This window comes from Acinetobacter sp. CY81 (assembly GCF_059515925.1).
Genome location: NZ_JCAKNC010000005.1, coordinates 35,142 through 56,493, shown reverse-complemented (window position 1 = coordinate 56,493; position 21,352 = coordinate 35,142). Strand labels below are relative to the sequence as shown.

General features: G+C 37.4%; 18 protein-coding genes. 8 read left to right on the top strand and 10 right to left on the bottom strand.

The genetic code is table 11. The features are described from left to right. Positions 1 to 82: 82 nt before the first annotated feature. The 4 genes from AC5YDM_RS07915 to AC5YDM_RS07900 all read right to left on the bottom strand — a co-directional run bounded on the left by AC5YDM_RS07915 (position 83) and on the right by AC5YDM_RS07900 (position 5,283). Positions 83 to 2,848 carry a M16 family metallopeptidase gene (locus tag AC5YDM_RS07915; protein ID WP_496151578.1) on the bottom strand — a complete coding sequence of 922 codons (2,766 nt, stop codon included), beginning with the start codon at positions 2,846 to 2,848 and terminating at the stop codon, positions 83 to 85. Between the two features lie 130 nt (positions 2,849 to 2,978). Next, on the bottom strand, positions 2,979 to 3,806 hold the full coding sequence (locus tag AC5YDM_RS07910) for a PhzF family phenazine biosynthesis protein (protein WP_496151577.1): 828 nt from the start codon (positions 3,804 to 3,806) through the stop codon (positions 2,979 to 2,981). Positions 3,807 to 4,116: 310 nt separating this feature from the next. Continuing rightward, positions 4,117 to 4,377: a hypothetical protein gene (locus AC5YDM_RS07905; RefSeq protein WP_496151576.1), complete on the bottom strand. Its 261-nt coding sequence runs from the start codon at positions 4,375 to 4,377 to the stop codon at positions 4,117 to 4,119. Positions 4,378 to 4,743: 366 nt separating this feature from the next. Continuing rightward, the gene (locus AC5YDM_RS07900; RefSeq protein WP_496151575.1) at positions 4,744 to 5,283 is read right to left on the bottom strand and encodes a M23 family metallopeptidase; all 540 of its coding nucleotides are present in this window, start codon (positions 5,281 to 5,283) and stop codon (positions 4,744 to 4,746) included. Between the two features lie 382 nt (positions 5,284 to 5,665). Between AC5YDM_RS07900 and AC5YDM_RS07895 the strand changes: the two genes are divergently transcribed. Beyond that, positions 5,666 to 6,841: a YbfB/YjiJ family MFS transporter gene (locus AC5YDM_RS07895; RefSeq protein WP_496151574.1), complete on the top strand. Its 1,176-nt coding sequence runs from the start codon at positions 5,666 to 5,668 to the stop codon at positions 6,839 to 6,841. A gap of 93 nt (positions 6,842 to 6,934) precedes the next feature. Here AC5YDM_RS07895 and icd read toward each other — a convergent pair whose 3' ends face one another. Beyond that, positions 6,935 to 8,191, bottom strand: coding sequence for an NADP-dependent isocitrate dehydrogenase (gene icd, locus AC5YDM_RS07890; RefSeq protein WP_496151573.1), 1,257 nt, complete (start codon positions 8,189 to 8,191; stop codon positions 6,935 to 6,937). Positions 8,192 to 8,519: 328 nt separating this feature from the next. Between icd and AC5YDM_RS07885 the strand changes: the two genes are divergently transcribed. After that, positions 8,520 to 9,311 carry an rRNA large subunit pseudouridine synthase E gene (locus AC5YDM_RS07885; RefSeq protein WP_496151572.1) on the top strand — a complete coding sequence of 264 codons (792 nt, stop codon included), beginning with the start codon at positions 8,520 to 8,522 and terminating at the stop codon, positions 9,309 to 9,311. A 57-nt stretch (positions 9,312 to 9,368) separates the two neighbouring features. Here the strand turns inward: AC5YDM_RS07885 and AC5YDM_RS07880 are convergent, their stop codons facing one another. The 3 genes from AC5YDM_RS07880 to AC5YDM_RS07870 form a co-directional block, all read right to left on the bottom strand. Beyond that, positions 9,369 to 9,821: a hypothetical protein gene (locus tag AC5YDM_RS07880; protein WP_496151571.1), complete on the bottom strand. Its 453-nt coding sequence runs from the start codon at positions 9,819 to 9,821 to the stop codon at positions 9,369 to 9,371. Then, entirely contained in the window at positions 9,818 to 10,549 is a 732-nt protein-coding gene (locus AC5YDM_RS07875; protein ID WP_496151570.1) for a hypothetical protein, read from the bottom strand. Before AC5YDM_RS07875 ends, AC5YDM_RS07880 begins: the two co-directional genes overlap by 4 nt. A 230-nt stretch (positions 10,550 to 10,779) precedes the next feature. Next, positions 10,780 to 12,483, bottom strand: coding sequence for a M61 family metallopeptidase (locus AC5YDM_RS07870; RefSeq protein WP_496151569.1), 1,704 nt, complete (start codon positions 12,481 to 12,483; stop codon positions 10,780 to 10,782). 179 nt (positions 12,484 to 12,662) lie between these two features. Here AC5YDM_RS07870 and AC5YDM_RS07865 point away from each other — a divergent pair, with 179 nt between their 5' ends. The 5 genes from AC5YDM_RS07865 to AC5YDM_RS07845 all read left to right on the top strand — a co-directional run bounded on the left by AC5YDM_RS07865 (position 12,663) and on the right by AC5YDM_RS07845 (position 18,970). Continuing rightward, positions 12,663 to 13,967: a D-alanyl-D-alanine carboxypeptidase family protein gene (locus tag AC5YDM_RS07865; protein WP_496151568.1), complete on the top strand. Its 1,305-nt coding sequence runs from the start codon at positions 12,663 to 12,665 to the stop codon at positions 13,965 to 13,967. Between the two features lie 274 nt (positions 13,968 to 14,241). After that, a complete protein-coding gene (locus AC5YDM_RS07860; protein WP_496151567.1) occupies positions 14,242 to 15,255 on the top strand; it encodes an OmpA family protein in 1,014 nt (337 codons plus the stop codon). Positions 15,256 to 15,433: 178 nt separating this feature from the next. After that, positions 15,434 to 16,735, top strand: coding sequence for an NAD(P)/FAD-dependent oxidoreductase (locus AC5YDM_RS07855; protein ID WP_496151566.1), 1,302 nt, complete (start codon positions 15,434 to 15,436; stop codon positions 16,733 to 16,735). A 146-nt stretch (positions 16,736 to 16,881) separates the two neighbouring features. After that, positions 16,882 to 17,364: a peptidylprolyl isomerase gene (slyD, locus tag AC5YDM_RS07850; protein ID WP_496151565.1), complete on the top strand. Its 483-nt coding sequence runs from the start codon at positions 16,882 to 16,884 to the stop codon at positions 17,362 to 17,364. Positions 17,365 to 17,554: 190 nt separating this feature from the next. Further along, a complete protein-coding gene (locus AC5YDM_RS07845; RefSeq protein ID WP_496151564.1) occupies positions 17,555 to 18,970 on the top strand; it encodes a cryptochrome/photolyase family protein in 1,416 nt (471 codons plus the stop codon). 137 nt (positions 18,971 to 19,107) lie between these two features. Here AC5YDM_RS07845 and AC5YDM_RS07840 read toward each other — a convergent pair whose 3' ends face one another. Continuing rightward, the gene (locus AC5YDM_RS07840) at positions 19,108 to 19,740 is read right to left on the bottom strand and encodes an HD domain-containing protein (protein ID WP_496151563.1); all 633 of its coding nucleotides are present in this window, start codon (positions 19,738 to 19,740) and stop codon (positions 19,108 to 19,110) included. A gap of 33 nt (positions 19,741 to 19,773) precedes the next feature. Further along, complete coding sequence (gene yaaA / locus AC5YDM_RS07835) at positions 19,774 to 20,553, bottom strand: peroxide stress protein YaaA (protein WP_496151562.1); 780 nt, start codon at positions 20,551 to 20,553, stop codon at positions 19,774 to 19,776. Between the two features lie 123 nt (positions 20,554 to 20,676). On the opposite strand from yaaA, the gene AC5YDM_RS07830 reads away from it, so the two are divergent. Then, a complete protein-coding gene (locus AC5YDM_RS07830; RefSeq protein ID WP_496151561.1) occupies positions 20,677 to 21,306 on the top strand; it encodes an alpha/beta hydrolase in 630 nt (209 codons plus the stop codon). Positions 21,307 to 21,352 lie beyond the last annotated feature (46 nt).

Genomic DNA, 21,352 nt, shown 5'->3' with positions numbered 1-21,352 from the left:
TCTCACAATGACATGATATTCGTCATTTCCAATAAAAAAGCCCCGATATCGGGGCTTTTAAAACTAAAAATTTAAATGCTCATTACTTTACTGGCTTGGCATATTGATCAGCCATCACTTCAACCAAATGATCTAACTTAATGTATTTTTGAATGACTGCATCTATATCTGCTTTGGTCAGCTGAGCAAATGCCTGATCACGCTCTAGACGTGATTTAAAGCTTCTGTTCTGCTCAAGCTGACTGTTTAAGCCACGATGAATACGACGCTCATCTTCAAGATTGGTCACGCGTTGCTTCATAATATTGGCTTTTGCCGCTTCCAACTCTTGTTCAGTCACACCATTTTTTAACAAGTCGTTCAGTACTTTATGCACACCTTGAGAAACTTGCGTAGATTTCCCAGCGGTATAGTCTGCACTAATACCCAGCGCACCCGTGTTTTGGAAGCTGCTTAAAGTCATATTACTGCCAAAACTATAAACCAATGCATTTTTTTCACGCAACTCCATCGCTAAACGAGATGAAAGCTGAGATTCACCCAAAATATTACTTAAGACCAATAAGGCTTCAGCATCAGGATGTCTATTGCCTACAGGAAGCGTAATGAGCGCTTGGTAATTACCGAACTGGCGCTGTTCAGCCAATGCATGCACTTTCTGAGCTGGATACTCAAAATATTCTGAACTTAAGCGTTGATAAGGTTGAGTCGTTTTAGATTGCCCTAAAGATTTGTTTAAATACTTGAGCAATGACTTCGCATTAAAATCACCTGTCACTGAAATTTGACCATTCTGCGTAGTGAAATATTGTTTATACAAAGATTTCACATTGTCATTGGTGATCGAAGTCACCTGTTTTTTAGCAAGCTCTGGCTCAAAATGGTAACGTAAATCACCTGGCTGATACTTTTCTAAAATTCGTGCAATCGTGAGAGATGCAACCGTCTCAGGTTCTGTATAAGAGCGATTTAATGACGATAAAGTTTGCGATTTAATCAAGTCAAATTGAGTCTGCTCAAATTTTGGATTGTTCATCACATCAATAATAAATTTGAAAAACTCTTCAAATTTTTCATTTTTAGCCGAAATTTGAATACTGATTCCATTCTCGACAGCACTCGCACTGGCACGACCACCTGCATCAATTGATTTATCAGCAATGTCTTGCAAACTATATTGCTCAGATGCACGAAGTAATAGATAAGACATGAATCCAATCACTTCAGCTTGATCTTTTAATGATTCAGCCGTACCAAAATTCAGAGCAATCGATGCATACGTTTTATCATCTCGAGTACTGGTTGGAAACAGCGCATATTGCATGCCATTTTTCAGCGTACCCGTCTGAATCTTCTGATCAATTTTCTCAACATATTGCTGAGACATTGTTAAATTTTGAGCGACTTCAGCCTTATACACGCTTGGATCTTTTAAAGGTTCAGCTTTTGTATCTTGTTGATCTAACGTTTTTGCCGTTTCAGCGCCTTTCTGTAATTCCAACGCTTTCTTTTGATCTTCAGGTGTTGGTTTGATATCCCCTGAAATACGATGTTCTGCGATCAGAAACTGATTAATAATTTGATTGACATCATTCACTTTTAAATTTTGTACTTCAGCTTGGTCTTTGAAGTACTGCGTCCAATCGCCATTGGATGAAACCACATAATCACTCAGCATACCACCTACCGCAGAGGCACTGGTCATCATGCTTTTCTGACTATTTTTAATGAGATTTTTAACACGATTTAACTCAACCTCATTAAAGTTATGTTTTTTCTCAATGCCTTGCATCAGCGCCGAACCAACTTTTTGAGCATCATGATTCGGTGCATAAACTGCGCCCATAAAAACTAAGTTGAAATCTTGAGTGAGCCATGTAGTTGATTGAACTTGAGTTGCAGTTCCTGTTTCGACCACGTCCTTATACAAATGACCACTCGGTTGCATGGTGAATAAGAAAGGAGATAAAGCGAGCGCAGTTTGAATTTGCTGATTTTTACCATTTAAATAAATATTATATTTACCAAAATCACTCCCTTTTTTAACTTCAAATGCACGTTCTTGAATTTTAGAACTATCTAAAACAGGAACATTCACTTGTTTAGGAACAGTACGCGCTGCAATAGAATTAAAATTCTTTTCAACGGTATCTAAAACTTGTTTTTTATCAAACTTACCTGCGATTACCATCACTGCATTGTTCGGTGCATACCACGTTCGATAAAATTTATTCAGCTCATCTATCTTGATCGATTTTAATTCTTTCAAATCACCAATTGGTAAGCGACCCAAATACTGATTACCATAGGCAGATTTCCAGATCTGATCCATCAATACTGAGAATGGTTGATCTAAGCGTACTTCACGTTCACGTTCTACAATATTAATTTCAGAAGGTACGAATTTTTCTTGAAGTACCAACTTGTCCATACGTTCAGCTTCAAGATAAATCATTTCATCTATCGCTGTTTTTTCAGGGCGAATCACACTGGTATATTTTGTTGAATAATAATCCGTACTTGCATTACTCATTAGAGAATACTGATCTAAACGGCGTTGAAACTCCTCACCTTTTACATTCTCAGTACCTTTAAATGCCAAATGCTCTAAAAGATGAGCCATCCCGCCTTTACCTTGAGGGTCATTCAATGCCCCTGTGAGGTAAATCGTGTTCATGAACACTTTATTTTCTTTATCATTGGGTGCAAGGATCACACGCAAGCCATTGTCCAATTTGTATTCTTCAATGTTTTGCTCTGACTTCAACAAAATAGGCTGTGCTAAACCTGTTGCACTCACACCCAATACACAAATTGCCAATGAAAGTGTTCTAAACCGTAATAACATAGGAGGTCCAATTTATACTTTTAAAAATAAGTGTCATTTACTGAAATATATGACGTTTCAACGATTCTACAGTCGCTATTCAAATCAATAACGACTGTAATTTAAAGCAAGTTAATGCCTAAGTTTTCTCTTAGAAATGAATTTCAGCCGTCATGTATAGTTTTGCATAACCTGAAATTTCGATACGATCATTGCTTTGAATATCACAGTGCAACTCTCCCCCTCTTTCAGAACTTTGAAAGCCAACCAATTTATATTTATTTAATTTTTCAGCCCATAAAGGTGCAAGTCCAGTATGCATTGAACCCGTTACAGGGTCTTCATCGATACCTTTATGCGGTGCAAAATAACGAGCAACATAATCGTATTTATTTGAAGCCGATGTGATTGAAATATCAGGCGCATCAGATGCGGTAATCGAAGTACTGACTTCGTACGCCTCTGCAATCGCGTTGATCATGGCAAAATTTGGTTTTGCATCAATCACATCCTGTTCAGACTCACATACTAAGATGTACGCCTGCTGATTTAAATAAACCTCTTTAAACGGTTTATCAATCACTTGATGTAATAGTTCTGGAAACTCTTCAACACGATGCGGACGGCGAGTCGGAAAATTCATCAAAATTTTGCCGTCATTGGCTTGTTGAATGGTAAAGATGCCTAAATCTTTTACATGAAATTGAATGGTTTTCGCTGTTGTGTAATCTTTGAATAAAACAAAACTACTTGCTAGTGTTGCATGCCCACAAAAATCCACCTCAACCTTGGGTGTGAACCAACGAATTTCAAAGTTTTCAGGATCAATAATTTTAACAAAAGCGGTTTCGGCTAAATTATTTTCTGCCGCAATATTTTGCATCAATGAATCTGTTAACCATTCGTGACTTACAATCACCGCCGCAGGATTTCCTTTAAACAGCTCAGTTGTAAACGCATCCACTTGGTACATCTTCATTTTTACTCTCCATAACGCCATATTTCCCATCATAGTGAATAATGGATCACTGTAAATTTGATTTGAAATAAATCTCAGCTTTCCATCATTCATCTTAAAATTGGGGATTCTTTTAATTTTTGTATTTTATAGTGATTTTGGAGATTAATTTTTACAGTTTTACCATTAATTACATTTTCTATTCAACATTCAAGTTTTATCAGCAACTGAATAAAATGAAATGGGTAATACGGTAAAGGTACACATAAAAAATGAGCTAGCTTTTATCAAGCTAACTCATTTCTTCAGATTATGGGGATGGGACATCATTCTATTCACGTTGTTGATTGTTCTTCTGTTGTAGGTTTTGCTGACCTTGTTGATCAGATTGAGGTTGCTGTTGTTGTTGCTGATTTAAGTTTTGTTGATTTTGCTGATTATGTTGGCGTTGATTTGGGTTTTGTTGCTGCTGCTGTTTTTGCTGATCAGACTGAGGTTGCTGTTGTTGTTGCTGTTGGTTTTCATTTTGCTGGTTTTGTTGCTGTTGTTGGTTTTGTTGATTCTGATGCTGATTATGCTGTTGATTTGACATGATAGTACTCCGATGAATGATTGATGTATTGACCATTAATTTATTGAATAAAATAAAAAGTGACCATTTTCCAATTCCGATCATTGCTAGTATCAATGAGTCGTTGTGTGACCACTCCTTCAACATACGCCATTTTCTAATAGATCAAAGCATGAGCCTGTATCTAAATAAGACAACGTAAGCACACAAATTTAAATCTCAATGAAATCATTGATCATTCACTTTAAATGTTTACCTTCTTCACACAATCAATCAAAACACTCACCCAGTTTCACTCAGCATTTCCAGGTATTTGTTCAGCATTTTTAGTCATATTCAGTTTCCATTTTAGGCTCAACCTTAAGTTCAAGACTCTTGATCAATAGACTATTTTTCTTGTAAAAATGGGTAAGGATTAGTCGCACCTGAGCCTTGTAAATAAATCCCGTAATGCAAATGGGGTGGCGTATTCTGAGCATTGCCTGTATTGCCCACATATCCGAGCACTTGCCCAACTTCAACCCAATCGCCTTCTTGAATTTGATTTGAATATTCATCTAAGTGAGCATAATAATGACGACTCAACGCGGGTCCTATCACCCATACCACTTTACCGCCAAGTCGATCTAAACCGACTTGAGACACGATTCCTTGAGTACTGCTCAGGACAGGTGTTCCCCTTTTTGCAAAGATATCCACGCCTTGATGCTTTCTTCCTTCGCTTCGAGCACCTCCCCAAGTATCGGCAATTTGTTTTGGCTTCACACCTTCAACAGGTACAACTAAAGTCTCTGAAAGTTTCTGTTGTTGTAATTGATAATATAGATATGGGTAAGCCAGTCCAGCAGATTCACCTGAAGGTGGTGGCTGACATGCACTCAATAAACTCAACATGCCTACCATCAGGATAATGTGCACTTTATTCATATATAAAGCTCTCAAGAATGAATACTTCTAAAAATGAATACTTGTAAACACTTATGATTTCTAACCCAATATTATTTTTAAATTTATAAAATCAGTGCAGTTATCATTTGATTACACATATTTGACATAATCATCCTCAGCTCACAATGTTAAATCTGTATAACTTTCAGCAACGTTAAATCATGCTTTAGGTATCAATGTCTAAGTAATTCTTCCCTATGTATCAATTCCTTAAATTCTGTGTATGAGTGATTTGAGCACTCAATAAAATTAATGAATCCTCATACTTAAGTGTAATACCTGTATTTTAATTGGACACTTTTCACTCAAATCAATACTATAGATTTAAATCATTTTTATATATTAAAAATAGAGGAACAGGATGTTCTCTACCAATAAAGCTCAACTGAGTATTTTTCTTTGCCTGTGCATGTGTCTAGGCATCGGCATCTTTCGATTTTCTTACACCGCATTATTACCCAGTACACGCGAAAGCTTTGAATGGTCAGCGCAATTTGCCAGTATTTTAAGCAGTGCAAATCTTTTGGGTTATCTCATTGGTGCATTTTGGGCGATGCGTCTACCACAAACACGGCGCATGACGCTGTATATACAAGGTGCTGCCATCGCAGGCAGTTTAAGTTTACTGTGCTGCGCCTTTGATAATTTCCCGCAAACTTGGTACATGTTTTGGCGAATCGTATCGGGCATTTGTGGGGGCTTAATTATGATTCTGTCCCCCAGTATTGTGGCGCAATGCTGTGAACTCAAAGACCGCTTTCAAATCAACTTCATTGGTTTTAGTGGTATTGGCATCGGTGTCTTACTTGCGACCTTATTTTTACCTTATCTTGACCGAATCTCGACACAAACTGCATGGCTAATCTTGGCAAGCTTTGCAGGCATCATAACGATTGTGCTCAGCATATTCCTAAGTCGCTTCAAAGCACAACTATCGACTCAGGTTGCATCAACTCGTACCACAACAGAACTGAATATCTTCTTTTTTAGTTTGCTTGCAGTGTATGGTGCGAGTGCATTTGCCTATGTACCCCATTCGCTTTTCTGGATTGATTATTTAACCGATGTATTACAGCTTGATTTGTATTGGATGAATTTAAATTGGATTCTTTACGGACTGGGAAGTTCACTCGGCGCATTTACCTCATACCTACTCGCCAAGAAATTTGACAATATTCAAGCTTTAAAAATCTTATATAGCTGTTATGTATTTGCGATCTTGATTGCAATCGTCAGCCAATATTCAATACTCACCTTTATGTCTTCTTTCTTAACAGGTCTACTCAACCCTGCTGTGGTCTTTTTAACCTCCTACACCATTTTGCAACGCTATACTGCTTCTTATAAAAAGCTATGGAGCATTGCAACCATTCTGTTTGCAACTGTGCAACTGATCGGTGGATTGAGTTTTAGTGGCTTACAAGTTTTAGGGGTCGATTACCATCAGCAGTTCTTATTGGCTGCGTTCGTTCTATTACTTGGAACCGTGCAATTCTTTTGGATTACACGAAAGAAAGAACAAGTTGAATACATTTAATAACGATGAATCTAATAGCGATGAATCTTGCATGAATAAAAACCCACCTTAAGGTGGGTTTTTATTCATCAACAACTGAATGGAATCTATTGATCAATCATTCATATGCTCAATGATTGCCTGTCCAAACTCAGAACAACGTAAAAGTTTGGCACCTTGCATAAGTCTTTCAAAATCATAGGTCACTGTTTTCGCTGCAATCGCTCCTGAGATTCCTTTAATAATCAAATCAGCAGCTTCATTCCACCCCATATCACGTAGCATCATTTCAGCAGAAAGAATGATTGAACCCGGATTCACCTTATCCTGACCTGCGTATTTCGGTGCTGTACCATGTGTTGCCTCATAGACTTGAATCGCACCACCAATATTCGCACCCGGTGCAATCCCTATACCACCAACTTCTGCCGCCAAAGCATCTGAAATATAGTCACCATTTAAGTTCAGTGTGGCAATCACAGAATAATCGGATGGTCGCATCAAAATTTGTTGTAAGAAAGCATCGGCTATCACGTCTTTGATGATGATGTCTTTGCCTGTTCTAGGGTTTTTAATTTTCACCCAAGGTCCACCATCCAAAAGTTCGCCACCGAAACGCTCCATTGCGACTTCATAGCCCCATTCTTTAAAAGCACCTTCGGTGTATTTCATAATGTTGCCTTTATGCACCAAGGTTACATTCGGCTTATCATTATCAATCGCAAATTGAATGGCTTTACGCACCAAACGCTGTGTGCCTTCTTTGGACACAGGCTTAATACCAATACCACAATTCTCTTCAAAACGAATTTGGGTCACTCCCATTTCTTCTTTTAAGAATTTAATGATTTTTTTGGCCTCAGGTGAGTCTGCTTTCCATTCAATACCTGCATAAATATCTTCAGAGTTTTCACGGAAGATCACCATATCCGTCAGTTCAGGACGGCGTACAGGTGAAGGGACGCCTTCAAACCAACGTACTGGACGGACACAGACGTAGAGATCAAGTTCTTGGCGTAATGCAACATTTAAAGAGCGAATCCCACCACCTACTGGCGTAGTCAATGGTCCTTTGATCGAAACAACATAATCTCGAAGCGCTTCAAAAGTTTCTTCTGGCATATAACTGCCATAGATTTTATTGGCTTTTTCGCCACAATAGACTTCCATCCAAACAATCGAACGTTTTCCAGCATAGGCTTTTTGAATGGCTGCATCGACCACAGCTTTCATGGTCGGGGTAATATCTACCCCAATACCATCGCCTTCAATGAAGGGAATAATTGGATGATTGGGAACATTGAGTGATAAGTCTGCATTTACTGTAATTTTACTTCCATCTGCAGGAATAACGATCTTCTGATAACCCATAGTATAAACACTCCCTTTTTATGCGGATTCTTAATTCATTTTGTTTTAGGTTTTAAGCAAACGTCTTTTCTCATCTGATTCTAGTCTAAATCCTGTTTGCTCAAGATTTATATGTGAAATGTGTACATTTCAAAATTGAATAAATATTCACCAAGCTCGAATGATGGTTAATTTCAAACTGCTCATTCTAGATTTAAAAAGTCTGCTATAATCTCCCGCATTATTTGTGGGCATACCTCTTTCCCCACTCCACATTCGCTAGAACAGGTTGCTCATTCGCGCACCTTTTTAAGCATCAAATTTTATTCATTTATATCAGTTGGTTATAATGAAAATTGTAATTTTAAATAAACCTTATGACGTTCTCTCCCAGTTTCGTGCAGATGAAAAGCACCAAACGATGGCTGATTTCGTAAACGATCCATCGTTACGTCTTGCTGGTCGTTTGGACATGGACTCTGAAGGTTTAGTGTTTTTAACCGATCACGGTGGTTTAAACCAATACATCACGAACCCTGAAAATAAGAAATTTAAGACTTATTTGGTTCAGGTTGAAGGTGATGTGACTGAAGAAGCTTTAGAAAAACTTCGACAAGGGATCGAGCTGAAAGATGGCATGACTTTGCCTGCTAAAGCAGCAAAAGTTTCTGAGCCTGAATGGTTATGGGAACGTGTGCCGCCTGTTCGTTTCCGTGCATCTGTTCCAACGTCTTGGGTTGAGATTTCAATCTGTGAAGGTCGTAACCGTCAAGTGCGTCGTATGACGTCTGCTGTTGGTTTCCCGACGCTTCGTTTAATCCGTACCAAAATTGGTGCGATTGACTTAATTCAAATGGGTTTAAAACCAGGTGAAACTAAAGAAATCGAACCGTTGTTGTATCCTGATTTCCAAAGCATTCCTGCTGAAGAACCATACCGTTCACGTTCTTATGTGAAAAAACCGGGTGGTACTGGTGGTAAGCCGATGGTTCGTAAAAATAAAGATGGTTCTGTGAAGAAGACCTCTGGTACGAAGCGTATTTGGCAGATGGATGAAAGTGAGAAACCGAAGCGTAAAACCAATGGTACTACACGTCCAAATACTAAAGCACCGCGTGGGCGTGGACGTGGTCGCGGTTAATTGATTTAATAAAAAAGGATGCTTAGGCATCCTTTTTTAAGTGATTAAATAATAAATTTATTCATCATCAAATAAATCTAAGCCAATTTTCAAATCGTATCTCGAATAAATTTTCAAATCTAATTCAAGATTATTAACACACTTCTGAATACCCGTATCCTCCGATAAAAGTATTTCAGCTCCATTTGCTAATGCAATTGCAATTATTTGTAAATCAACTTTAACTTTCTGCTTGTGTTCATTAAATATATCTTTATGAAGTTTAAAAGCTAACTCGCCTGTAATCAAAGAAGCTTTTTTATCCAAAATTCCTGTAAGGACTTTACTATGTTCATATGCTAAAAGCTGAATGCGTCGCTTATTGAAGTCATGAGCCGTAAACTCTGCAATAACTGGTGTTGGGATTAATAATATTGCATTATTCTGATGTAAAAAAGTCTCAAGATTATTATAAATAGCTCTATCTGATACGAGATTTACCAAAATATTATTATCAATAGCAACAATCACTCATGACGCTCCTTAAGCCATTCTTCTATAGGGTCATCAAACTTGTTCCAACCACTATCCCCTGCATCTTTAAAATCATTTATCCAATCTAAAATATTTCCATCTTCAACTTCTTGAATATTATCAGCAGTAAATTCAATGAGTTCTAGATCGTTATAATTTCTATATCTATATTTTGCCTTACCAATAAACTGTAATTGATGTTGAGTACGCCATTTGTTACCTAAATTCATAGATAAAGATGGTGATATTGCAACATTGACATTATTTCCTGCAATAGTTTGAACTTGAATGTGGTCTGTCTTATCACTACCCTCTTTCAGACCAATAACTCGCCCTCTAATAGATTCAGGCTGAGTGAAAATAAATCCATCTTCTTTCTTTTTAAACTCATGTAACTTTATATATTCGTCGTTAGCAGAGGATTTATAGCGAAGTAATGTACTTGCTTTGGGATATTTATTCAAAAAATCTGTAATTGTTTTATAAGCGCCTGTCTCATCATTTACTGATTTTTGAAAACTAGCTACTTTTTCATCAAAATACTGATCATCGAACTTAACGCAATAATCTGCAGACCCTTCTTTTACATCCCCCCATACTAAATTTTTTGAGCCTAACATTTTGCATAGGGATTCAAGTAACTTTGCTGAGTCTAAAGGATTAATTTCTTTGAGCTTTATTCCACTAACATATAGAGAGAATGTATATTCGTGCTCAATTGTCATAACATTCACCTCCTATTTAGTTAGTAATTAATTTTAAAAAAAGAAAAATTTGTATTTTGTATAATTTAACATCTTTCATTTAATGTTCAAAACATTGAAAAAAATAATAAGATAATATATATGGAGCTCAAGATTACTAAATTCCCATTTAAAACCAATTAATAATGTTAGTTGATCATAAAAAACCCATACCTAAGTTGGGTTTTTTATGAATTTATACATCTACGCAATTAAGCTTTAAGCCATTTTTCCACTTTAGCTTGATCTTCGACTTTCAGGTTAACTTCAGTTAATGCACTGCCTGATGCTTTCACTTCAAACTGCATAAACTCATCACGACGGAATGCATAAACGATATAAGTACCGTCTTGCTTCGCATACTTCTCAACAAGTTTCGCTGTGGCTTTTAAACCATCAATTGCCACAATCACGTCATTCGCAGAAAGCCCTGCAAGAACGCCTGAACCATCACGACGCGCAGACTGAATCAATACACCCTCAGGTTTATCTGCTAACTTCAAACCAAATGGCAATGACTTATCATGATTCAATGTATAGCTTAAGCCAAACTCTGGGAATAGCTGATCAAGCGGTAATTCATCTGTGGTATTAATCAAATGATTAATTTGTTCAGACCAATCATCACCTGTTAGCTCATTCGCTAACTCATAAATGGTACGTTCATTGACCTGAATGCCATTTTGCGCATTTTCATACAACTTACGCATCAAAGCATCAAGACTTGATCCACGTAAACGTAAACCTAAGTCTAAACAAAGCGCGACTAAACAGCCTTTGTTGTAATAGCTCGTGCCTGCATTATTTGAGTTTTCATCTTGACGATAAAACTTCACCCACGCATCAAAACTTGACTCTGCAACCGTCTGAACTGCACGACCTGGATTTTGTAGATAACGATCAATTTGTGATTTTAACAGTTTAATGTATGACTCTTGATTGATCACACCACTACGAAGCAAAATCAAATCATCATAATAAGAGGTGAATCCTTCAAAGATCCAAAGCAAAGAGGTATAGCCTTCTTTGTTTAAATCATAATTCACAAAATTTTCAGGGCGAATGAATTTCACCAACCATGAATGGAAATACTCGTGGCTACACAAACCTAAAAAGCGTTGGTAATCTGTAGAAGGTTCTACAGGCTCGTTGGCTTTTGGTAGATCATCACGTGGTGAAATCAAACTTGTGCTGTTTGGATGTTCTAAACCACCATAGCTATTGCCTGTTGCCATAGTCATGAAGGTATAGTTTTCAAATGGCGCTGAACCAAACATTGAAATTTCTGTGGCACAGATCTTTTCAATATCTTGTTTCATACGCTGTTCATTCATGGCATGTTTGCCTGAAACCACAAACTCATGCGGAATGCCATTCGCTTCAAAACTAAAACGCGTTTGATCTGCCAATTCAAAAGGTGAATCAATCAGTTCAGCATAGTTTTGCGCTTTAAGGGTATAACGTCCCTTCACTAAACTTTTTGAAGGTAAGCCAGTCGCCAATTGGAAATGCTTTAATTCAGGTGGTAAGAATAATTCCACTTCAATCGCTTTATCATCCTGACCTTCTAAACCTAAACATGCACATGCTGGATTGACATATAAACGTGTTTGATCAACATACGCCCCACGGACAGATAGATCATAGGCGTATACATCATATTCAACCGTGATCAGCTCAAAATCAGTATTGAAAAGTTGCCATTTATTTTTTTCATTCTTACGAATTTGCAATAAACGACCATCTTCATCATAAGCACGGACACCTTCAATATGCTTTGAAAATTCACGAATCAAATAACTGCCCGGAATCCAAGTCGGTAGTGACAACACTTGAGTTGGTTGTGCAACAAAACGTAGAGTCACGTGGATGAGATGCTGACGATAATCGTCAAATTCGATCTGATAATGCAACATAATAAGTCTTTAAAATACTAAAGCGAAAATTTGTATCTAGATTATCATTTTTTTTACAAGACTTGCTCAGTTCGTTGTATTTGTCTACAAAACTGACTAGCGAAGCGAAAAAAAAAGGCATAGCATGCGGGGTGCTTGATATATCACTGCCACTGGATCGGCTCTAAAAGGTAATACCGTTGAAAATCATCATCTCACTCTGCTTTCTGATCAGTTTTTTCTGCACCACATTTGCACATGCAAGCTTACTCAAGATCGACCCGCTTAGCGTTGAAGCTGAAGCATGGACGATTTTAGACCCTCAATCAGGTCAAATCATTGCAGAGCATAATAGCCACGTACAACGCGCCCCTGCGTCACTGACCAAAATGATGGTTGCTTATATCGCACTAAAAGACATAAAAGCAGGTAAGTTAAATAAGAATGAAATTTTAACAGCAACGCCTGTGGTCAATATCGTGCAGTGGGATGAGTCCCAAATGTACTTAAAGCCGAGTGAACAAATTTCTGTCGATCAGCTTTTGGCCGGTTTGATCGTGATGTCTGCAAATGATGCTGCTGTGACTTTGGCTGAACGAATTTCAGGAGATATTCCAAAGTTTCTTGCGCGAATGAACCAAGAAGCCAAAGCATTGGGCATGAAGGATACACATTTTTCAAATACCGCAGGTATTTCGATGGATGATCATTATTCAACAGCACATGACTTGGCGTTATTGGGTCAGGCGCTTTCTCTAGAAACACCTGATTATCTGTATTATTCAAAACAACAAAGCTTTACTTACAACTTACATTTCCACCGCGCGACTAATATTTTGCTCAAACAAGATGCGACCGTGGATGGCTTAAAAACTGGATTTACTAAAGCCGCAGGTTTTAACCTTGCTTTAACTGCAAATCGTCTTACCACTAATTTTGATTCACCCAACCGTCGTTTGATCGTGGTGGTATTGGGCGCTCAAAATGCATTTAAACGTGCCGATATTGCTCATAAGTTGATGAATTTGGCTTATACCTACAGTCGTAATGAAGTCATCATTAAAGACAAGCAACTGATTGCAGAACTGCCAGTCGTCCAATCCACTCTGAAAATGTTCAAGGTTGAATCTAAGCAACCTAAACTTGCCACGACTGCCCTATACAATCCTGAAGCTGCAATTGATTTAAATCAGTTTGATAATGTGAATTATCGCATCATGCAACCTGATCAATTTGGCGTTGTGACTGCAGTCGAACCCTTAACTCAAACAAAAACACACTTAAATGTAGAGCTTGTGAACTCATCATTAACCGCGCCATTAGCCAAAATGGTTCAACTGGCTCAGGTGAATGTTTATCAAGACAATAAATTGATTCAAAGCATCATGATTGAAGATGAAGTAAAGATCGAGGAAGCTTCTTGGTTTGAGAAATGCATTAACTGGTTTAAAACTTTATTCTCATTTGGATCTGAAGGTCAGGCTAAAATCCATTTATTAAACTAAAGGGATAAGCTCCAATATTTTTGAAATTATTTTTGAATCAATTGTTATGAATTAGAATGTAATAAATATCAGCATTCTAATTCAAGCTTTCTCTAAGCGTTATGAAAGTAAGGTCTACATAAAAGCCTCTTATTCTATAAGAATAAAAAACTATATAAATAATCTCTTATTACAATCCATTTTTATTTATCATTTACTAAACAAATACTTCATTTAAGCTTAATTATCGCTATGCTAACTCATAAATATGAATAACATTTAGAGCCAACAAAAAATGAGAATCAAATCTCTTTGCCTAATTGGGTTTTGCACACTCAGTCTGATCGCTTGTTCCAAAGAAAAACCAGCTCCGCAAGATGCTCAAGCCAATCAAACAACTAGTGAAGCAACTATAAATCATCAAGCTACAGTTGAAAAAAAAGAATTTGATCCTGAAAAACTACCAAAAACTGATTTAGCAAGTACTGCCTTTCCATATATCGAACTCCCTGAAATTTATACCACCAATGGTCATCACCTACTGGAAAATGAAAAATTCTACTTCGCTGTTCAAAACGCAGTTAAACCTTTTGAAGGAAAAATTTATACTGCTCCCATTACAACTAAAGATCACTTAAGTTCATTTTCAAATAGCGTAATGACTCAAGCCTTTCAACAACAAATGGAGAAGCTTGACGCTCAAAAACTGAATGATCAGGAAATACCTTATGCTGTATATGAAAGTATTCCTGACGCTATTGAAAAAAGCGAAGTTAATATTGGTCATCCAACATTGACCTATGGTTTTAAAAATAAGGATGGTGTTCCTGTCATCGCTCAACTTAGTCTCAACGCACCCCAAATAGTAGTGATGGAGCTTAAAACCAACGCGAATACGACTGCACCTATAAAGTTATCATCAACTCAAGAAGTCACGACTTCTCAAGCGCTTGAAAAAAGTATAGCGGATACAGGTAAAGCGACTGTTTATATCAATTTTGCAGTAAATGAATCTCAAATTGAATCATCAAGTTCCGCAACTATAGATGAAATCGTCAAACTACTAAATGCGAACCCATCCCTTAAACTCGCCATTCAGGGACATACTGACAATACAGGTGATGCTAAACGAAACTTACAACTATCAGAGAAAAGAGCACAATCTGTCCGTGCAGCATTAATTGAAAACAATGTATCGGCAAATCGACTTGAGTACAAAGGATTTGGACAAGACGTTCCTATCGTGAGTAATTCCACTAATGAAGGCAAAGCACAAAACCGTAGAGTAGAATTAATCAAAGTAGAGTAATCATCCCTATTTAGAATACTTTTTTTGATTGGAATTACTCAATCTTGACTAAATTAATCAACTTTTTATTGTAAATCTGTAACATGTTGAACAATTAAGAATGATTTAAAGAAAAGAGATGGCATATTAATACCATCTCTTTTTTTATGCTTTTAAATCAAATAATAATAGGTTAATTATGTCTAAAGTAAATCAATCAGAACTGCATCATGTCGTGATTGTCGGTGGTGGAGCTGGTGGTCTCGAACTAGCAACTCAACTCGGTGACCTCTTAGGTAAATCTCAAAAAGCCAGAATCACGTTAGTCGATCAAAAGCTGACGCATATTTGGAAACCGCTATTACATGAAATTGCTGCGGGTACCATGAATACGCATGATGAAGGTACTAATTATTTTGCACATTCAGCCAAACATCATTATGAGTTTATATTAGGTCGCTTAGATAAAGTTGAACGTGATCAAAAACAAATTATTCTAGCCAAGTCTCAAGCATCAAAATATGAACAAACCAATGAGACTTTGACTCTTAGTTATGACACTTTAATTTTGGCAGTCGGGTCAGTATCGAATGATTTTAATACAACAGGCGTGAAAGAGTTTTGTCATTATTTAGACACACCTACTCAAGCTGAAATCTTCCAACAAGATTTATTGCATTTGTACCTAGATGCGCAAAATCAAAATTCAGATCGCGAACTACATATTGGAATTATTGGTGCGGGAGCAACAGGTGTTGAGCTTGCGGCAGAATTGGTTCAAGCCAAACAAAACTTTTATAAATATGGTTTAAACAAAATTAATCCTCAAAAAGTGGTCATTAGCCTTATTGAAGGTGCAGATCGAATTCTGCCTGCCCTGTCTGAGAAAATGGCTGAACATAGCCTAAAACAATTCGAACTGATGAAAGTTAATGTTCTGACAGCTAAACGCGTTGAAAAAGTCGATGCTCAGCATATTTATTTTAATGACGGCACCAGTATCCCTGCCGAACTTAAAGTATGGGCTGCTGGTATTAAAACGCCTAAAGTGATTCAAGAACTCGAAGGCTTCACTAAAGATCGCATGGGGCGTATTGAAGTATTCGCAACATTGCAGACCAAAGCCGATCCGAATATCTTTGCATTAGGAGATTGTGCGCATTGTGTATTAGATGCCAGAGATCAACCACTTGGTCCTCGTGCACAAGTTGCCAGCCAACAAGCTGCTTTTATGGTTGAAGCGATCAAAGCGCGAATTAAGGGCAAACAGCAACCCATGTTCAACTTCTCCGACAAAGGCTCATTGGTTTCTTTAAGTGAAAATAAAGCAGTCGGTGAGCTACTCGGGCAAGTCAATGTTCAAGGCTTTGTAGCAAAATCAATGTACGTATCACTCTACCGTTTACATCAAGCAACGATTTATGGCTATACCCATGCAGGATTATTGACGGCTAAAGATTTTGTTACACGTAAAATTGCACCTAAAATTAAATTGCATTGAAATCTGAAAACATGCCCCAATCTATGAAAAAACGATCATAAAACATGGTTAAACCATGGAAAATGCATTTTTTTAGCAAATTTAGTCTACAAAAACTGTATTTCACTTTATGATGTACCCTTAAAAATATTGTATGGATCATTAACATGACTGTTATTGCAAATGACCTTGTGGTTTCTTTTAACTATAAATTGACTAATGCTGAAGGCGAGACTCTCGACCAATCTCAAGCAGAACCACTTGCATATTTGCACGGTGCTGGAAATATCATTCCTGGTCTTGAAAAAGCGTTAGAAGGCAAAGCTGTAGGTGACAAATTTACAGTAAATGTTCCTGCTGCTGAAGGTTACGGCGAATACAACGCTGACTTAGTTCAAGAAGTTCCAGCGCAAATGTTCCAAGGCGTTGAAAACATCGAAGCTGGTATGCAATTCCAAGCTCAAACTGATGATGGCGTTCAAATCGTAACTGTTAAATCTGTTGAAGGCGACAACATCATCGTTGATGCTAACTTCCCATTGGCTGGTCAAGATTTAACTTTTGATGTTGAAATCGTGTCAATTCGTGAAGCTTCTCAAGAAGAATTAGATCACGGTCACGTACACGGTGCAGGTGGTCACCACCACTAAGATCATTTGATCTTGATGGTAAAAAGGCAAAGTACTTACTTTGCCTTTTTTATTGCTTGTTTTTAACCTAACCCAAACTCTACTGATCTGTTGCTTTTATCTTCAAATAGATCAAATCTTTACATTGCATAAACGATGACTGACTTTAATATTTATATAATCAAAACAAGCTCCGATATTGAAGTTCGCTATGCAATTGATTTGGTTTAGGCAAGACTTACGCATTCATGATCACACAGCCTTATGGCATGCCACTCAAGCAGGCTCAACCATTGCCCTAGTTTATCTTACGCCTGATCAATGGAAGCTACATGATGATGCCCCGATCAAGATTGATTTATACCTAAGACAATTACAACAACTCAAAAATAGCTTAGCTCAATATAATATTCCGTTAATGGTCAAAACCATTTCACTATGGACTGATATTCCTGCTCATATCACAGCACTATGTCAGCAACTTAAGATTCAGACTGTACATACCAATCAAGAAGCAGGCTTTAATGAAATACGACGTGATTTAGCTATCGAGCAATCACTTAAAGAGAAAAATATTGCATTCGAACTTTATGATGATCGTACCTTGTTTCCACTTGGATCGATTCGCAATAAATCTCAGCTACCCTATCAAGTATTCGGCGCATTCAAAAAAAACTGCTATGAGCAGCTCAGTATTTCCCTACCCACTTGTTATGACATACCTCAAGCTCAGCCTGAAATTTCCCTAGATGAAGCACTATTTAAACCGATTCCTCAGATAGAAACTTTTTATCCCGAATTTCAAAAAAATGATCATCAACTTGCCGTTGGTGAAGCACATGCCTTAGATGTTTTAAATCAATTTATCGAAGACCAAGTCGAATTTTATAAAGCTGAACGAGACTTACCTGCCTTAAAAGGTACCAGTCAACTTTCTACTTATTTGAATATTGGCATGCTCTCTATTCGCCAATGCATTCAAGCGCTGTTTAGCGCGCAACAAGGGTATTTAAATTTTGATTCAGAAGGTCAGCAGACATGGTTAGATGAATTATTATGGCGCGAGTTCTATCAACACATCCTCTATGACTTTCAAAGAGTCTCGAAACATTTACCATTTAAGGAAAATACCCAAAAGATTCAATGGCGAGATGCCCCTGAAGACCTTAAAGCTTGGCAACAAGGTTTGACTGGTGTACCCATTGTTGATGCAGGTATGCGTCAAATGCTAGCCACAGGCTGGATGCATAATCGTGTCCGCATGATTGTTGCGATGTTTTTAAGTAAAAACTTATTGATCGATTGGCGCTTGGGTGAAAAATGGTTTATGCAACATCTGGTGGATGGTGACTTAGCGGCAAATAATGGTGGATGGCAATGGTGTGCTTCGACAGGAACTGATTCAGTGCCCTATTTCAGAGTATTTAATCCGATCAGCCAATCTCAGAAATTCGATGCTAATGGTGACTATATAAGTCGCTGGGTACCAGAACTTGCACATTTAGATGCCAAAAGTATTCATGATCCTTATGCTAAAAATCCGAATCTAAAGCTTAATTATCCAAGACCGATTATGGATTTAAAGCAAAGTCGAATTCGTGCAATAGAAGCATTCAAAGGAATCTAAACTATTTTTAGATTGAATTTTAATTCTAAAAAATCAAAGGCTATTCTTCATGAGCATAGCCTTTTTTCAACTTGAAGCATAAATTTAGCGCTGTGATGAAAGTATTTTTCGTTTACGGCGAATAAAAGATATTTTTTCTAAATCAGTACACTCATGGAATCAGCCAAATTACGTTTAGCTTGTTTTTCTAAGCGCTGATTAAAATAACTTGTTTGAAAAATAGGATTCATTTGCTCAAACTGCTGTAGAACTTGTTTTCTTTTCACTTGATAAACGTCTGATTCTACCCAAGCATATTCAAATTGAATTTGTTGTTGGTACTGTGCAAACCGTTCTGCGTTACTTCCCAAAATTGCTAAATCAATATCCAACAAACTATTCAGGTCATGATCATAAGAAGATTGATGCTTTTGTGTCGCAATAATCCATTGGTACACTTTTTCAATTTGTTGTTCTGACAAAAATGTATTGCAGAGCTGCTTCATGAGCTCAGCACTTTGTAATTCATTATCAGACGCTTTCGGTTCATAAATAACATCGTGAAACCAAATAGCTGTTTCAACAGCGATAGGATCATTTAATTCAGATTCGATATTTTGAAAAAGTGCTAAACATTCAACGATATGCTGAATATTATGATAAGCACGTTGTGGCTCTGTGTAGGCGGTAATGAGCGTATTAAGCAACGTTTGTCTCACAACCAGCTCTAAAGAAAGTTTTGAAGAAAAGCGTAACCAATGTGATTTAAACTGATCCAGATAAATGTCCATTGCTTACGCCTTTTGCCAAATCAAGGTTATAACTTACACTGCCTGTTCATCACGTTTAAACACCAACTCACCTTTCAATGAACTCTCTGCATCGAAATAATAACCATCAGTATTGAAAGATTTTAAATCTTCCGTACGTTCAATTTTATTTTCAATGATATAGCGTGCCATCAACCCACGCGCTTTTTTCGCATAAAAACTGATGACTTTGTATTTTCCATTTTTCTGATCTAAGAATACAGGCTTGATAATATCTGCCTTAATTTTAGATTCTTTCACTGATTTATAATATTCATCAGATGCGATATTCACCAACAACTCAGATTTCACTTCTGCTAAATCTTCATTAATTAAATCGGTAATGATATTGCCCCAAAACTCATACAAGTTATGACCACGTGGATTGGCTAATTTGGTTCCCATTTCCAAGCGGTAAGGCATCATCAAATCTAATGGACGCAATAAGCCGTATAAGCCCGACAGCATACGTAAATGTTGCTGTGCATACGCAATCTCTTGATCTGCCAATGCATAGGCATCTAAGCCTGTATACACATCACCTTTAAATGCAAATATCGCTTGTCGTGCATTGGCAAAGTTAAAGTCTTGATTCCAATCATTAAAGCGAGCGACGTTCAAGCTTGCAATCTTTTCACTGACCGTCATGAGTTTAGCGATTTCACTTGCTGAAAGCTTACGACTTACGTCTATAAGCTGTTGTGAATGCTCTAAAAGTCTTGGTAAAGTATGTGCATCAGTTGGAAGTGTAGATTCATAATCTAACGTCTTAGCAGGGGAAATTAAGGCGAGCATAGAAACCTGATCAAAAAACAATTAAACAAACTATAACAGTAGACTTATTTTTTTTCCATTTGTGTTTTTTGCCTCTATTGACTGTAAAATATCCGATTCCCCTGCTATTTAATCGGTAAATTTATGTCTGAACAAATGTTCATTCAAGGGCCTGTTGGCAAAATTGAGGTTTTTGTTGACTATCCTCAGGGCGATGTGAAAGGATTTGCTGTCGTTTGTCACCCTCACCCACTCCAAGGTGGCACCCCACAACACAAAGTACCCACTCTGCTTGCTCAAATGTTCTTAGAGCGTGGTTATGTCGTTTATCGTCCTAGTTTCCGTGGTTCTGGCCAAAGTGATGGCGTCCATGATGAAGGCTTTGGCGAAACCGATGATATTTTAGAAGTCATTAAACAAGTTCGTCAAAAACACATTACGCTACCTTTCTATGTAGGTGGCTTTAGTTTTGGCGCGCATGTGATGGCAAAGGCTTATCATGCACTACCAGATGAAATTCAACCTGAACAAGTGATTCTATGTGGCTTACCGACTGCAACTGTTGCAGGGATTCGTCACTATGTCACACCTGCGATTAAGGGTGATATTTTGTTTATTCATGGTGAAGCAGATGAAGTTACCCTACTTTCTGACTTGATCGAATGGGCAAAACCACAACGTCATATTTTGACTGTTCTCCCTGGTGCGAATCATTTCTTTACAGGTTATTTAAAACAGTTACGTATCGCGATTACGCGTTTCTTAACTGCTTAAATCTATATATAAAAATAGACCACCAAACGGTGGTCTATTTGATTGA